The 14,328-nt window shown below is 59.5% G+C and carries 12 protein-coding genes; 8 read left to right on the forward strand and 4 right to left on the reverse strand.

The genetic code is table 11. From position 1 onward, the window contains the following. The first annotated feature begins 41 nt into the window (after positions 1–41). Positions 42–443 (forward strand): MerR family transcriptional regulator, encoded by a 402-nt coding sequence (locus tag ACA072_RS18450; RefSeq protein ID WP_253429380.1) that lies wholly within the window; start codon positions 42–44, stop codon positions 441–443. A 137-nt stretch (positions 444–580) separates the two neighbouring features. Continuing rightward, positions 581–1,480 (forward strand): hydroxymethylglutaryl-CoA lyase, encoded by a 900-nt coding sequence (locus ACA072_RS18455; protein WP_497619660.1) that lies wholly within the window; start codon positions 581–583, stop codon positions 1,478–1,480. A gap of 663 nt (positions 1,481–2,143) precedes the next feature. Here ACA072_RS18455 and ACA072_RS18460 read toward each other — a convergent pair. After that, on the reverse strand, positions 2,144–3,841 hold the full coding sequence (locus ACA072_RS18460; RefSeq protein ID WP_497619662.1) for an AMP-binding protein: 1,698 nt from the start codon (positions 3,839–3,841) through the stop codon (positions 2,144–2,146). Positions 3,842–4,046: 205 nt separating this feature from the next. Here ACA072_RS18460 and ACA072_RS18465 point away from each other — a divergent pair, with 205 nt between their 5' ends. The 4 genes from ACA072_RS18465 (at position 4,047) to ACA072_RS18480 (ending at position 9,716) form a co-directional block, all read left to right on the forward strand. After that, positions 4,047–5,210, forward strand: a complete 1,164-nt coding sequence (locus ACA072_RS18465; RefSeq protein ID WP_497619663.1) for an isovaleryl-CoA dehydrogenase — start codon at positions 4,047–4,049, stop codon at positions 5,208–5,210. 12 nt (positions 5,211–5,222) lie between these two features. Then, entirely contained in the window at positions 5,223–6,830 is a 1,608-nt protein-coding gene (locus tag ACA072_RS18470) for a carboxyl transferase domain-containing protein (RefSeq protein WP_219097080.1), read from the forward strand. A 115-nt stretch (positions 6,831–6,945) separates the two neighbouring features. Then, complete coding sequence (locus ACA072_RS18475) at positions 6,946–7,761, forward strand: gamma-carboxygeranoyl-CoA hydratase (protein ID WP_497395349.1); 816 nt, start codon at positions 6,946–6,948, stop codon at positions 7,759–7,761. Continuing rightward, entirely contained in the window at positions 7,761–9,716 is a 1,956-nt protein-coding gene (locus ACA072_RS18480; RefSeq protein ID WP_497619664.1) for an acetyl/propionyl/methylcrotonyl-CoA carboxylase subunit alpha, read from the forward strand. Before ACA072_RS18475 ends, ACA072_RS18480 begins: the two co-directional genes overlap by 1 nt. A 39-nt stretch (positions 9,717–9,755) precedes the next feature. On the opposite strand, the gene ACA072_RS18485 is transcribed toward ACA072_RS18480, so the two are convergent. Next, positions 9,756–10,403: a LexA family protein gene (locus ACA072_RS18485; RefSeq protein WP_497619666.1), complete on the reverse strand. Its 648-nt coding sequence runs from the start codon at positions 10,401–10,403 to the stop codon at positions 9,756–9,758. 129 nt (positions 10,404–10,532) lie between these two features. Here ACA072_RS18485 and ACA072_RS18490 point away from each other — a divergent pair, with 129 nt between their 5' ends. Continuing rightward, the gene (locus tag ACA072_RS18490; protein WP_497619668.1) at positions 10,533–10,874 is read left to right on the forward strand and encodes a DUF6124 family protein; all 342 of its coding nucleotides are present in this window, start codon (positions 10,533–10,535) and stop codon (positions 10,872–10,874) included. Positions 10,875–11,358: 484 nt separating this feature from the next. Further along, positions 11,359–12,510, forward strand: a complete 1,152-nt coding sequence (locus tag ACA072_RS18495; RefSeq protein WP_497619670.1) for a M14 family metallopeptidase — start codon at positions 11,359–11,361, stop codon at positions 12,508–12,510. Between the two features lie 148 nt (positions 12,511–12,658). Here ACA072_RS18495 and ACA072_RS18500 read toward each other — a convergent pair whose 3' ends face one another. Continuing rightward, on the reverse strand, positions 12,659–13,204 hold the full coding sequence (locus ACA072_RS18500) for a cytochrome b (protein WP_497619671.1): 546 nt from the start codon (positions 13,202–13,204) through the stop codon (positions 12,659–12,661). Then, a complete protein-coding gene (locus ACA072_RS18505) occupies positions 13,201–14,292 on the reverse strand; it encodes a catalase family peroxidase (protein ID WP_497619672.1) in 1,092 nt (363 codons plus the stop codon). The genes ACA072_RS18500 and ACA072_RS18505 overlap by 4 nt, the downstream gene beginning before the upstream one ends. Positions 14,293–14,328: the final 36 nt, after the last annotated feature.

Raw genomic sequence — 14,328 nt, forward strand, 5'->3', positions numbered from 1 at the left:
CTGCCATTAGCTTAGCGCCATGACCTTCTTCGAGCGCGTCCATGAGCAGCCAGACCTATAGCATTTCCGACCTCGCCCGCGAGCTCGACATCACCACGCGGGCCATTCGCTTTTATGAAGAGCAAGGCCTGCTCAGCCCTGAGCGTCGTGGCCAGGAACGCGTCTACACACCCCGTGACAAGGTCAGCCTGAAGCTGATCCTGCGGGGCAAGCGCATTGGCTTCTCCCTGGCCGAGTGCCGCGAGCTGATCGAACTCTACGACCCCACCGGCGGAAATCAGAAACAGCTGCAAACCATGCTGAACAAGATCGCCGAACGTCGCGAACAGCTGGAGCAGCAGATGCTCGACATCGAGCAGATGAAGCTGGAACTCGATACGGCGCAAGAGCGCTGCACCCAGGCGCTGGAGCAGACGATCAAGAGCCAGGAAGCAATTCAGTAAGTCAACACAGCCCCCCTGTGGGAGCGGGCTTGCTCGCGAAAGCGGTCTATCTGCGAAAATCGCTGTTGAATGTAAGTCCGCTTTCGCGAGCAAGCCCGCTCCCACAGGTTCTCTGAACATTCAGAAGGTCGATTCCCATGTCCCTACCCTCTCGCGTACGTCTGGTCGAAGTCGGTCCCCGCGACGGTCTGCAAAACGAAGCCCAGCCCATCAGCGTTGCCGACAAGGTGCAACTGGTCGATGCGCTGACCGCGGCGGGCCTTGGCTATATAGAAGTCGGCAGTTTCGTTTCGCCCAAGTGGGTGCCGCAAATGGCCGGTTCCGCCGATGTCTTCGCGCAGATCCAGCGCAAATCGGGCGTGACCTATGGCGCACTCGCCCCCAACCTGCGCGGGTTTGAGGATGCAATGGCGGCCGGGGTCAAGGAAGTCGCGGTGTTCGCAGCGGCGTCCGAAGCGTTTTCCCAGCGCAATATCAATTGCTCGATCAGCGAAAGCCTGGAGCGCTTCGTGCCGATCATGGACGCCGCCAAGCAGCATGGTGTCAGCGTGCGCGGTTACGTGTCCTGCGTGCTGGGCTGCCCTTACGAAGGTAACGTCGCGCCGGAACAGGTTGCCCGGGTCGCCCGCGAGCTCTACGCGATGGGCTGCTATGAAGTGTCCCTGGGCGACACCATCGGCACCGGCACCGCTGGCGCGACCCGCAAGATGTTCGACGTGGTCTCGGCCGCTGTGCCGCGTGAAAAGCTGGCCGGCCACTTCCACGACACCTACGGCCAGGCCATGGCCAACATCTATGCGAGCTTGCTGGAAGGCATCGCGGTGTTCGACAGTTCCATCGCCGGCCTCGGCGGCTGCCCGTACGCCAAGGGCGCCAGCGGTAACGTCGCCACCGAAGACGTGGTTTACCTGCTCAACGGCCTGGGTATTGAAACCGGTATTGACCTCGACGCTCTGATTCTGGCCGGTCAACAGATCTGCTCCGTGCTGGGGCGACCGACCGGTTCGCGCGTGGCCAAGGCTCGTAGCGCACAGTGAGGTGTGGGGTGTTACCGCTGCATCTGAAACGTGGGGCATAAGCGAGTAACACGGAAACAAATTGTCTGGTTTCGCCCGAAGGAAAAATCCGAAAAAATATTAAATAATTGATTTATAACGATTTTTTAAAGTTGGCACGGCTTCTGCTATCTCTACTGCATAACAAGAACAAAAAAAGCGGCAAACCTAATAAAAATAAGACGTAACGACTCTGACATAACAAAAACAACACGGCAGAGACGCAGCTAACAGATTTTTTTGGAGAGGATGTGCTTTTCAGGGTGCTTTTCGGAGTCACCCGCAACCGGGCAGAGAATAATAAAACTACCTTCAGGTAGCTCCCGAACTGGTTGGATCGCTTAGCGAAAAAGTAGATCAGCGCTCAAAAAAATACGTTTGCTCTTGATCCCGGATGGGGATCGACAAAAACAGCGGTAAAGGGCCACGGTCACTAAAAACAACAACAGACCGCCCCTCAATAATAAAAAAAGAGCACGCGCAACGAAAATTAAAGGGGAGCTTCGGCTCCCCTTTGTGCTTTCTGCGATTCAGGTTTTCACCACCGCCCCTGTGGGAGCCAGCCTGCTGGCGATTGCGGTGGCTCAGACAAATGAATGTCGCTCCGCTATCGCCAGCAGGCTGGCTCCCACAAGGGAGAATTTGTCAGACCTGCTTTTCGCGCAATTCCTCAATACTGACCTCACGCATCCGGAACTTCTGGATCTTGCCCGTCACGGTCATCGGAAACTCCTCCACGAACTTGAAGTAACGCGGCGTCTTGAAGTGTGCGATGCGTTCCTTGCACCACGCTTGCAGCTCTTGTTCGGTCGCACTATGGCCCGGGTGGAACTTGATCCAGGCGACAATCTCTTCACCATAGCGAGAGCATGGAATCCCGATCACCTGCACGTCCGCCACCGCCGGATGGGTAAAGAAGAACTCTTCCAGCTCCCGCGGGTATATGTTCTCACCGCCGCGAATGATCATGTCCTTGTTGCGTCCGGCAATGCATACATAACCCTCGTCGTCCATGCTCGCCAGGTCGCCAGTGTGCATCCAGCCGGCCTGATCGATGGCTTCTGCGGTGCCTTGCGGGTTGTTCCAGTAACCGAGCATCACGCTGTAACCGCGCGTGCACAGTTCGCCGATGGTGCCGCGTGGCACCAGGTTGCCGGCTTCGTCGATGATCTTGCTTTCCAGTTGCGGCTGGGTCCGGCCGACGGTGGTGACGCGCAGTTCCAGTTCGTCTGACGGACCGGTCTGCAATGACACGGGGCTTGTTTCCGTCATGCCGTAGGCAATCTGCACTTCGCTCATGTGCATCTCGCTGATGACCCGGCGCATCACCTCAATCGGACAAGTCGCCCCGGCCATGATCCCGGTACGCAGGCTCGACAGATCGAATTCGGCGCGTGCGGGCTGATCGAGCATGGCGATGAACATGGTCGGTACGCCGTAAAGCGCGGTGGCCTTTTCTTCGGCGACCGTGGTCAGGGTCAGCAGTGGATCGAACGCATCGTTGGGATAAATCATGGTGCTGCCGTGGGTGATGCAGCCGAGGTTGCCCATGACCATGCCGAAGCAGTGATAAAGCGGCACCGGGATAACCAGGCGGTCATTGGCCGTCAGCCCGAGGCTTTCGCCAACCATGTAACCGTTGTTGAGAATGTTGTAGTGACTGAGGGTCGCGCCTTTCGGGAAACCGGTGGTGCCGGAGGTGTACTGGATGTTCACCGCCTGATCGAAATGCAGACTGTCCTGACGTTCACGCAGTTGTTCGGCGGACACGCTGGCGGCGAGATCGGCCAGTTGCGACCACGGCAGGAAACCCGAGGGTGGTTGCGCATCCAGACTGATGACGCCGCGTAGTTCCGGCAGGCGCTCGCTCTGCAGCTTTCCGATGGATTGCTCCGCCAGCTCAGGCACCAGGCCTTGCAGCATGCCGTGATAGTCGGAGGTCTTGAATGCACCGGCGCAGACCAGCCATTGGCAGCCGGATTGCTTCAACACGTATTCGAGTTCTGAGCTGCGATACGCCGGGTTGATGTTGACCAGGATCACGCCGATTTTCGCGCTGGCGAACTGGCTGATGCACCACTGCGCGCAGTTCGGCGCCCAGATGCCGAGACGATCGCCAGCCTGCAAGCCCAGCGCCAACAGAGCTCTGGCGTGCAGGTCGACGGCGTCGGCCAGTTGCTGCCAGGTGTAGCGCAACTGTTGGTGGCGCACGACCAGCGCCTCCCCGTCGGGATAGTGCGCGACGGTCTGATCGAACTTCTCACCGATGGTCATCGCCAACAAGACTTTGTCCTGGGATCCACGAGTGTAGCTGCGCTGCGGGTTTGCACTGGGTTGATCCATGACGACCCCTATTGTCTTTATTAGTGGGTGTTACGGCGGCCCCCCACAGGGTTGGCTCGCCTTCTATGAACTGGCCCTACTGTCGCTCAAGTTGACGTTAACGTAAAGGGTGATTGACAGCCATTCGTCACAGGCTTACGTTAACGTAAAGGTGAGAGCCGAATCACTGCCCTCCCCGCCCAACAAAAAAGCCAAAAGGTGACCCATGAGCTACCCATCCCTGAACTTTGCCCTCGGTGAAACCATCGACATGCTGCGCGATCAGGTTCAGTCCTTCGTCGCCAAAGAGATCGCCCCGCGCGCCGCTCAGATCGACATCGACAACCTGTTCCCGGCCGACCTGTGGCGCAAATTCGGCGACATGGGCCTGCTCGGCGTTACCGTGCCGGAAGAGTACGGCGGCGCTGGCCTGGGTTACCTGGCGCACGTGGTGATCATGGAAGAAATCAGCCGCGGCTCGGCCTCGGTCGCTCTGTCCTACGGCGCGCATTCCAACCTCTGCGTCAACCAGATCAACCGCAACGGCAATCACGAACAGAAAACCAAGTACCTGCCTAAGCTGATCAGCGGCGAACACATCGGTGCCCTGGCCATGAGCGAACCGAATGCCGGTTCCGACGTGGTGTCGATGAAACTTCGCGCCGATAAACGCGGCGATCACTACGTCCTCAACGGCAGCAAAACCTGGATCACCAACGGTCCTGACGCCAACACCTACGTGATCTACGCCAAGACCGACCTGGAAAAAGGCCCCCACGGCATCACCGCGTTCATCGTAGAACGTGATTCCAAAGGCTTCAGCCGCAGCAACAAATTCGACAAGCTCGGCATGCGCGGCTCCAACACCTGCGAGCTGTTCTTCGATGACGTCGAAGTGCCAGAAGAAAACATCCTTGGCGCCCTCAACGGCGGCGTGAAAGTGCTGATGAGCGGCCTCGATTACGAACGTGTCGTGCTGTCCGGCGGCCCGACCGGAATCATGCAGGCCTGCATGGACCTGATCGTTCCCTACATCCACGACCGCAAGCAGTTCGGCCAAAGCATCGGCGAGTTCCAGCTGATCCAGGGCAAGGTCGCCGACATGTACACCCAACTCAACGCCAGCCGCGCTTACCTTTATGCGGTGGCCCAGGCCTGCGAGCGTGGCGAAACCACCCGCAAGGACGCCGCCGGCGTGATCCTCTACAGCGCCGAAAGAGCGACGCAAATGGCCCTCGACGCGATCCAGATTCTGGGCGGCAACGGCTACATCAACGAGTTCCCGGCGGGTCGTCTGCTGCGTGACGCCAAGCTGTACGAAATTGGTGCCGGCACCAGTGAGATCCGTCGCATGCTGATCGGTCGCGAACTGTTCAACGAAACCCGCTAAACGGAGCTGTCCATGGCTATCCTGCATACCCAGCTCAACCCCCGTTCGGCGGAGTTCGCGGCCAACAGCGCGGCGATGCTCAAACAGGTCGACGCCCTGCACACCCTGCTCGCCCAAGTGCAGCAAGGTGGCGGCCCGAAGGCCCAAGAACGCCATACCTCGCGGGGCAAATTGCTGCCGCGAGAGCGGATCAATCGCCTGCTCGATCCAGGTTCGCCGTTTCTCGAGATCAGTCAGCTGGCCGCCTACGCGGTCTACGGCGAAGACGTTCCGGCGGCTGGCGTGATCGCCGGCATTGGCCGCGTGGAAGGCGTCGAATGCATGATCGTCGCCAACGACGCCACGGTAAAAGGTGGCTCGTATTACCCGCTGACCGTGAAAAAACACCTGCGCGCCCAGACCATCGCCCAGCAAAACCGCTTGCCGTGCATCTATCTGGTGGACTCCGGCGGCGCCAACCTGCCGCGTCAGGATGAAGTGTTTCCGGACCGTGAGCACTTCGGGCGGATCTTCTTTAATCAGGCCAACATGAGCGCCATGGGCATTCCGCAGATCGCGGTGGTCATGGGCTCCTGCACCGCTGGTGGCGCTTATGTGCCAGCGATGGCCGACGAAGCAATCATGGTGCGCCAGCAGGCGACCATTTTCCTCGCCGGCCCACCACTGGTAAAAGCCGCGACCGGTGAAGTGGTCAGCGCCGAAGACCTCGGCGGGGCCGACGTACACTGCAAAATTTCCGGCGTCGCCGACCACTACGCCGAGAGCGATGAACACGCCCTGGCCATTGCGCGACGCAGCGTTGCCAACCTCAACTGGCGCAAACTCGGCGAACTGCAACAGCGCACGCCGATCGCCCCGCTCTACGCCAGCGACGAGTTGTACGGCGTGGTCTCGGCCGACGCCAAGCAGCCGTTCGATGTGCGCGAGGTGATCTCGCGGCTGGTCGACGGTTCGGTGTTCGATGAATTCAAAGCACTGTTCGGGACCACCCTCGTGTGCGGCTTCGCGCATTTGCACGGTTACCCGATCGCGATCCTCGCCAACAACGGCATCCTGTTCGCCGAAGCCGCGCAGAAAGGCGCGCACTTTATCGAACTGGCCTGCCAGCGCGGCATTCCGTTGCTGTTCCTGCAAAACATCACCGGTTTCATGGTCGGCCAGAAATACGAGGCCGGCGGCATCGCCAAGCATGGCGCGAAACTGGTGACCGCCGTGGCGTGTGCCAAGGTGCCAAAATTTACCGTGATCATTGGCGGCAGTTTTGGCGCCGGCAACTACGGCATGTGCGGGCGCGCTTACGATCCGCGTTTCCTGTGGATGTGGCCGAACGCGCGCATCGGCGTGATGGGCGCCGAACAGGCGGCGGGCGTGCTGGTGCAAGTCAAGCGCGAGCAAGCCGAGCGCAGTGGCCAGGGTTTCAGCGCCGAGCAGGAAGCCGAGATCAAGCAGCCGATCCTCGATCAATACGAAGAACAGGGCCACCCTTACTACTCCAGCGCACGGCTGTGGGACGACGGCGTCATCGACCCGGCGCAGACCCGCGACGTGTTGGCTCTGGCCTTGTCCGCGTCGCTGAACGCGCCAATCGAACCGAGCCGCTTCGGCGTGTTCCGGATGTGATTTTCTGTGGGAGCGGGCTTGCTCGCGAAGGATTCACCGCGGTCTCTCTGATGCACCGCGTTATCGTTCTTCGCGAGCAAGCCCGCTCCCACATGAGTTGTGGAGACGGACCAATATGAGCGACTTCAACACCCTCGAACTGCTGACCGACCCACGAGGTTTCGCGACCCTGTGGCTCAGCCGTGAAGAAAAGAACAACGCGTTCAATGCCGAGATGATCCGTGAACTGATCCTCGCGCTGGACAAGGTGTCGACTGATGCCAGCCTGCGGTTTCTGCTGGTGCGCGGCCGTGGCAAGCATTTCAGCGCCGGTGCCGACCTGGCCTGGATGCAGCAATCGGCCGAACTCGATTACCACACCAACCTCGACGACGCCCGGGAACTGGCGGAGCTGATGTACAACCTCGCCAAACTGAAAATCCCGACGCTGGCCGTGGTGCAAGGCGCGGCCTATGGCGGCGCGCTGGGCCTGATCAGTTGCTGCGACATGGCGATTGGTGCCGATGACGCGCAGTTCTGCCTGTCGGAAGTGCGCATCGGCCTCGCGCCAGCGGTGATCAGCCCATTCGTGGTGCAAGCCATCGGCGAACGCGCTGCACGTCGTTATGCGCTGACCGCCGAACGTTTCGGCGGGCAACGGGCGCGGGAAATCGGCCTGTTATCGGAGAGCTATCCGGTCGCTGAGCTGGAACAGAACGTTGAAAAGTGGATCGACAACCTGCTACTCAACAGCCCGGCCGCCATGCGCGTCAGCAAGGACCTGTTGCGTGAAGTCGGCAACGGCGCGCTGACCCCGGCACTGCGTCGCTATACCGAAAATGCCATCGCCCGCATCCGCGTCAGCCCCGAAGGCCAGGAGGGCCTGCGCGCCTTTCTGCAAAAGCGTCCACCGAGCTGGCAAGCCCCGACCACCACCAAGGAGCCGCGTTGATGAGCGCACCTGTTCTCACCACCCTGCTGGTGGCCAACCGTGGCGAAATTGCCTGCCGGGTGATGCGCACCGCCAAGGCGCTGGGCCTGACCACCGTGGCCGTGCACAGCGCCACGGACCGTGACGCCCGACACAGCCGCGAAGCGGATATCCGCGTCGATCTCGGAGGCAGCAAAGCCGCCGACAGTTACCTGCAAATCGACAAACTGATCGCCGCCGCCAAGGCCAGCGGCGCTCAGGCGATTCATCCGGGTTATGGCTTTCTTTCCGAGAACGCCGGGTTCGCCCGTGCCATTGAAGACGCCGGCCTGATCTTCCTCGGCCCGCCCGCCTCGGCCATTGACGCGATGGGCAGCAAGTCCGCCGCCAAAGCCTTGATGGAAACCGCCGGCGTACCTCTAGTGCCCGGCTATCACGGCGAAGCCCAGGATTTCGACACCTTCCGCGACGCCTGCGAACGCATCGGTTATCCGGTGCTGCTCAAGGCCACGGCGGGTGGTGGCGGCAAAGGCATGAAAGTGGTCGAGGACGTCAGCCAGTTAGCCGAAGCCCTGGCCTCGGCGCAACGCGAGGCGAAATCCTCGTTTGGCGATTCGCGGATGTTGGTGGAGAAATACCTGCTAAAACCGCGTCACGTGGAAATCCAGGTGTTCGCTGATCAACACGGCAACTGCCTGTACCTCAACGAACGTGACTGCTCGATTCAGCGTCGCCATCAGAAAGTCGTCGAAGAAGCGCCCGCTCCCGGCTTGAGCCCGGAACTGCGCCGCGCCATGGGCGAAGCCGCCGTGCGTTCGGCCCAGGCCATCGGCTATGTCGGTGCCGGCACCGTCGAGTTTTTGCTGGATTCGCGCGGCGAGTTTTTCTTCATGGAGATGAACACGCGTCTGCAGGTCGAGCACCCGGTGACCGAAGCGATCACCGGTCTCGACCTGGTGGCCTGGCAGATTCGCGTAGCACGCGGTGAAACGTTGCCAATGACTCAAGAGCAGGTTCCGCTGATCGGCCATGCGATTGAAGTGCGTCTGTATGCCGAAGACCCGAGCCATGATTTCCTGCCCGCCACCGGGCGCCTGGCGCTGTATCGCGAATCGGCCGAAGGCCCTGGCCGTCGGGTCGACAGCGGTGTTGAAGAAGGCGATGAAATTTCACCGTTCTACGACCCGATGCTCGGCAAGCTGATTGCCTGGGGCGAGGACCGTGAACAGGCGCGCCTGCGGTTGTTGAGCATGCTGGATGAGTTTGCGATCGGCGGGCTCAAGACCAACATTAACTTCCTGCGCCGGATCATCGCTCACCCGGCATTCGCTGCGGCGGAACTGGATACCGGATTTATTCCGCGTTATCAGGAGCAATTGCTGCCAGAGCCTGCGGACCTTAGCGATGAGTTCTGGCAAGCCGCCGGCCAGGCGTTTGCGCAGAGCCAGCCGGGTACTCCGCGTGCTGATGACCTGAGTTCGCCTTGGGCTGTGGGCAATGGTTTCCGTGCCGGACTACCGAGAGAAATCACCCTTCACTTGAGTTGCGAAGGACAGGACCGGGCGCTGACGCTGGGTAACGTTGACACCCACACCGCACAGCTCAAGGACGAACAACTGCTGACCGAACACGACGGCGTGCGCCGCCAGCACCGGACAATTCGCCGGGGCGAGGTGGTGTACCTGCAATGGGAAGGTGAACTGCGCCGCATCGAGGCCTACGACCCGATCAGTGCAGTCGAAGCCAGCCACAGCCATCAAGGTGGGCTCACTGCCCCCATGAACGGCAGCATCGTGCGCGTACTGGTCGAAGCCGGGCAAACGGTCGAAGCCGGGGCGCAACTGGTGGTGCTGGAAGCGATGAAGATGGAGCACAGCATTCGCGCGCCTCATGCCGGGGTGATCAAGGCGCTTTATTGCCAGGAAGGCGAAATGGTCAGCGAAGGCAGTGCATTGGTCGAGCTGGAAGAAGCGTGAAATGAAGATCGGTCCTACGCACTGCGAGGACCGATCTGATTAGAATTTAGCCGTTGCCTGAACCACCACGCCAAGGATTCGGCACTCTTCGGTGAACAGGGCTTTCGGATACGTCGGATTGAGCGGGACCAGGTAACGCTGCCCGCCCTCCTCGATCAGCTTGCGGAAGATCGCTTCGACGCTATCTGCCCATTGCGCGATCACCAGCTTCCCGGGCTCCGGCACAATGGCCGGGTCCACCAGAATCATCATGCCCTCGGCAATGCTGATACCGCTGGGTGCAGTCATCGCATCGCCGACCACCTCGAGCCAGAAGGCCGCGCCTTGAGCGTGGTAATCGGTCAGTTCGAAACGCGGCTTGCCGTAGACCGAAAGCTCACCGTCACGCACCTCGGCAGGCAGGCGCCAGTCACTGACCGGGTAACGGAAGTACGGGTTGTACTTGTGCGTCAGGGACATCTCGTCATCCTGCAGCACCAAGGGCTCCCGGATCACCATCGCCACTTCCAGAAAATCCATCCCGAGCGCCCGCAAGACACGATTCATGTCTTCGATGCTCGGCTGACGGCGTTTATTCAGCCAGTGACCCACACCGCCCTGGGACATCCCGAGGCGATCGGCGAGTACTTCCTGAGTGACTTTGAGTTCACTCATCTTGGCTTTGACCAACTCAATCCATTTATCCATGGGCGGCACGATACGTGGCGGACTCCGAGCGACAAAACACAAATTGTAGTATTTAAATTCTCGTCACAAATACAGTTCGTACTAGGATTGGTTCACGGATCTGAATCTATCACGGAGCTTGCCATCGCCATGACGTTAACCAGCAATGACCTGTCGGATATGCAAATGGACACCACCCTCACCTCGCCCAAAGGCAACGCCGCCGCGCAAAAAGCCTTGGACTATTACTTGAAACCAACTGTGTCAGAAGCGGTGGTGGAGGAGCGATTTTTTGATGTGAACCCTGCCGTCAGCGGAGAAGAGGCGCTGGTGCATGCGTCGGATCTGTTGCGGTGTGCCGCGGCAACTGCCTACGAGTCTGCCAGCAATCTGAACGGCGCAAGGCGCGACCTGGCCTTTTCGACGGTGCATATGATCGACATGGCCAAGGCGATGATTGATCGCTCTTTACAAGGGCATCAGTGCGCCTGAGTCAGACGCACTTTTGAGGAAGACGGGAAAGAATTTTCCAATCGTGCAGATAAAATCATTTGACTTGCAAACGAGAATGATTATTATTGCATGCAGCTGGTCGCGAGATCAGTCGATGGACCAAGAGACCTTAGGTCGGTCTCCTGGACTATCTCCTCATCAGGCTAATCACGGTTTTTGACCCGGCTTTTTGCCGGGTCTTTTTTTTGCCAGTTATTCTGGCTTTGGCTTCAGGCTAATGAAGTCTTTAGGTGTTGCGAATTCGATTGGCGCGGATGATATCAAAAGAATATCGATTGGCAAGAGAAGCCCGGCCTCATTGGCCCAAACTAATGAAAAATAGCACTTGAGAATCAATCGCACAGTCTCTAAGCTGCGTCTGCGTCAAGGAAGACGCCCCCCTTTTACCCCCGCAATTTCCCCCGGTTTTTCCCTTCCCAGCGTGTAAAGTAGCAGCCATAAAAATCATATTCAGGAATCGACTATGACCGTGGCTAAATCCTCTTTCGACATCAGCGCAAATTTCGACAGCGGCAACATTGAAGTGCTGGACATCAGCAATCCACTTCAAGCCCTGCTGGCCATCAAACCCGACACCCGCAGCCAACATTTCCAGTGGTTCCATTTCAAGGCCAGCGGTCTGCACGTCGGTCAAGAGCACTGGTTTCGTCTGAATAATGCCAGCAAGTCTTCGTATAACAAGGCCTGGGACGGGTATCAGGCCGTAGCGTCCTACGATCACGTGAATTGGTTCCGCGTGCCGACCATTTTCGAAGGCGACTGCCTGCGTTTCAGCCTTGAAGCCACGGCCACTCACGCCTGGTTTGCCTACTTCGAACCCTACAGCCGCGGCCGTCACGACTGGCTGATCGAGCAGGCGCTGACCAAGGCCGGTACTCAATTGCTGGCCACCGGCAAAAGCGCAGAAGGTCGTGACATCCAGTTACTGCGTAAAGGCACCGGCGCCGAAGGTCAGCGCAAGGTCTGGATGATCGCCCAGCAACACCCCGGCGAACACATGGCCGAGTGGTTCATGGAAGGCGTGATCGAACGCCTGGAAAACCACGACGATCCGGTCCTGAACAAACTGCTGGCCAGCGCCGACCTGTACCTGGTGCCGAACATGAACCCGGACGGTGCCTTCCACGGTCACCTGCGCACCAACGCCATGGGCCAGGACCTGAATCGCGCCTGGCAGAGCGCCAGCCAGGAAATCAGCCCGGAAGTGTTGTTCGTTCAGCAGCAAATGGAAAAGTACGGCGTCGACTTGTTCCTCGACATCCATGGTGATGAAGAAATCCCCTACGTGTTCACCGCCGGTTGCGAAGGTAACCCGGGGTATACGCCACGGATCGAAAAACTCGAAACCCACTTCCGCGATCATCTGAAACACCTGACCAAAGACTTTCAGACCAAGCACGGCTACACCCGCGACGAACCGGGCAAAGCCAACATGACGCTGGCCTGCAACAGTGTCGGTCAGAAATACGACTGCCTGTCGCTGACCCTGGAAATGCCCTTCAAGGACAACAACGACGCGCCCAACGCGCTGACGGGTTGGTCGGGCAAGCGCTCCAAGCAACTGGGCAAGGACGTGCTGACGACCGTTGCCGATATGATCGATACCCTGCGCTGACAACGCGGTCCATGTAGCAGCTGCCGAAGGCTGCGTTCGGCTGCGCAGCAGTCGTAATTCGGACACCTCGGTTGATATGAAAGACCGCGGTGTTTGATTTACGACTGCTTCGCAGCCGAACGCAGGCTACGCCAGCTGCTACACAGGTTTAGCCGCGATCCTTGCCTCGCAACATGCTATCCAGCACATCATCACGCCGCACCCAACCGTGAAACAACGCTGCCGCCAGATGCAGCAACACGGTCAGAAACAGCAAATACGCCAGATACCCGTGAGCCTTGCGCAAAAACGCAAACACCTGCGCATTGGCCGGCAGGATCGACGGCAACTGAATCGAACTGCTCAGCATCACCGGGTCCCCGGCCGCCGAAATCATCGCCCAGCCCAGCAGCGGCAAAATCAGCATCAACGCGTACAACAAAACATGCGAAGCCTTGGCTGCCAGTGCCTGCCAACCCGGCAAGTCCGCCGGCAACGGCGGCTGTTGCGTGGAAAAACGCACCACCAAACGCACAATCACCAGCAACAGAATCGCGACGCCCAACGGTTTGTGCAGATGGATCAGCCACTCATGACGTTCGGACACCGAGGCCACCATGCCGGCGCCGATAAACAGCATCGCAATGATCATCAGCGCCATCAGCCAATGCAGCAGCCGCGCCAATGGCGCGAAATGATTCGGTTGAGCGCTCATTGATGAGCCTCCTGTTTAGCGTTGGCGGCAGGCAACTGGCTGACTTCACTGGTGCGACGCAGGTAGGAACTGGCGTAACCCGCCGAGCGCGCGGCGAGCAATGGGTCGTCGGAACCCTCAATACCGGCCGGCAATACGAGCGGGTCGTAGTTGATATCGCGGCACTCGCCATCGAGTTGCGGTTGCGTGCGTTCAAGCACCAGGGTGCCGGCGTTCACCACTTTGCGACCGTCAGGCCAGGCCTTGCTGGCATCGTTGACCGGGTCACCGGGGTTCGCCAGGGTGATGTTCAACTGCCAACGCAGCGGCCCGGCGGATATACGCTGAACCAGGTCTTTTTCCAGGAAGTCAGCCCCTTCAGGCGCCGTGGCACCGGCAGCATCCTGGGCAATCGGCGTCATGCTCCAACGTACGGCTTGGCGCTGACCGGCCGCGTTCACCAGGTAAAACGCGTTGACGCTGTTGTAAGTCTCCGTCGCATAACTGGCCGACGGCTTGGCGGTCTTGATCCAGGCTAGGAACGGCGCGGCCTCCGGATGTGAACCAAAGAATGCCGGCACAGCCGCAGGATTGGGCTTACCGGTGGCCGGGTCCGGCGATTGTGCTTGCTGCAATTGATAGAACGCTTCAGGCGTGCCCACCGGGAACACCGGCATGCTGTTCATCCCGGTGCGCCATTGCTGGCCGTTAGCCTGAGTGAAACGCAACGCCATGCTGCGGATCGGCACGCTGCTGTCAGGTGCGTAAGGATTGCCGGCGGGCAACGCGAAACGCCCGACCACCGGGGTTTGCGCCTCATTGAACACCTGCGCACTGGAATAAGTGCGCGCCTCGCCACTGCTTTCGAAATGCCCGATCACGCACACCCCTTTGGAGTGATTGCGCCGGAACCCCGGGTGCACTCCATTGTTGGTTTCCAGCACGTTAATCAGTTTTTTCGGCGTCAGACGCTGTGGGTCAAAGGTGCCGTTGACGTAGGCAAAAGCCCCGGCCAACGCAGCAACCACCACAGCAATGCCGGCCAGGCGCAATGTCAGGCTTGCGGTACTCAGCGGTGGCCGGGTGGGCGGTGATGAACGATCTACCATGAATGACTCCAGGGCCATCGGCCACAAGTGAGAAGA

The sequence above is a fragment of the Pseudomonas sp. LBUM1656 genome, assembly GCF_059716065.1.

What these genes read in the sequence shown, in the direction of transcription:
- ACA072_RS18480 (WP_497619664.1), top strand. Translation starts at nt 7,761, where the DNA reads ATGAGCGCACCTGTTCTCACCACCCTGCTGGTGGCCAACCGTGGCGAA.
- ACA072_RS18485 (WP_497619666.1), bottom strand. Translation starts at nt 10,403, where the DNA reads ATGGATAAATGGATTGAGTTGGTCAAAGCCAAGATGAGTGAACTCAAA.
- ACA072_RS18505 (WP_497619672.1), bottom strand. Translation starts at nt 14,292, where the DNA reads ATGGTAGATCGTTCATCACCGCCCACCCGGCCACCGCTGAGTACCGCA.
- ACA072_RS18475 (WP_497395349.1), top strand. Translation starts at nt 6,946, where the DNA reads ATGAGCGACTTCAACACCCTCGAACTGCTGACCGACCCACGAGGTTTC.
- ACA072_RS18455 (WP_497619660.1), top strand. Translation starts at nt 581, where the DNA reads ATGTCCCTACCCTCTCGCGTACGTCTGGTCGAAGTCGGTCCCCGCGAC.
- ACA072_RS18490 (WP_497619668.1), top strand. Translation starts at nt 10,533, where the DNA reads ATGACGTTAACCAGCAATGACCTGTCGGATATGCAAATGGACACCACC.
- ACA072_RS18500 (WP_497619671.1), bottom strand. Translation starts at nt 13,204, where the DNA reads ATGAGCGCTCAACCGAATCATTTCGCGCCATTGGCGCGGCTGCTGCAT.
- ACA072_RS18470 (WP_219097080.1), top strand. Translation starts at nt 5,223, where the DNA reads ATGGCTATCCTGCATACCCAGCTCAACCCCCGTTCGGCGGAGTTCGCG.
- ACA072_RS18465 (WP_497619663.1), top strand. Translation starts at nt 4,047, where the DNA reads ATGAGCTACCCATCCCTGAACTTTGCCCTCGGTGAAACCATCGACATG.
- ACA072_RS18460 (WP_497619662.1), bottom strand. Translation starts at nt 3,841, where the DNA reads ATGGATCAACCCAGTGCAAACCCGCAGCGCAGCTACACTCGTGGATCC.
- ACA072_RS18450 (WP_253429380.1), top strand. Translation starts at nt 42, where the DNA reads ATGAGCAGCCAGACCTATAGCATTTCCGACCTCGCCCGCGAGCTCGAC.
- ACA072_RS18495 (WP_497619670.1), top strand. Translation starts at nt 11,359, where the DNA reads ATGACCGTGGCTAAATCCTCTTTCGACATCAGCGCAAATTTCGACAGC.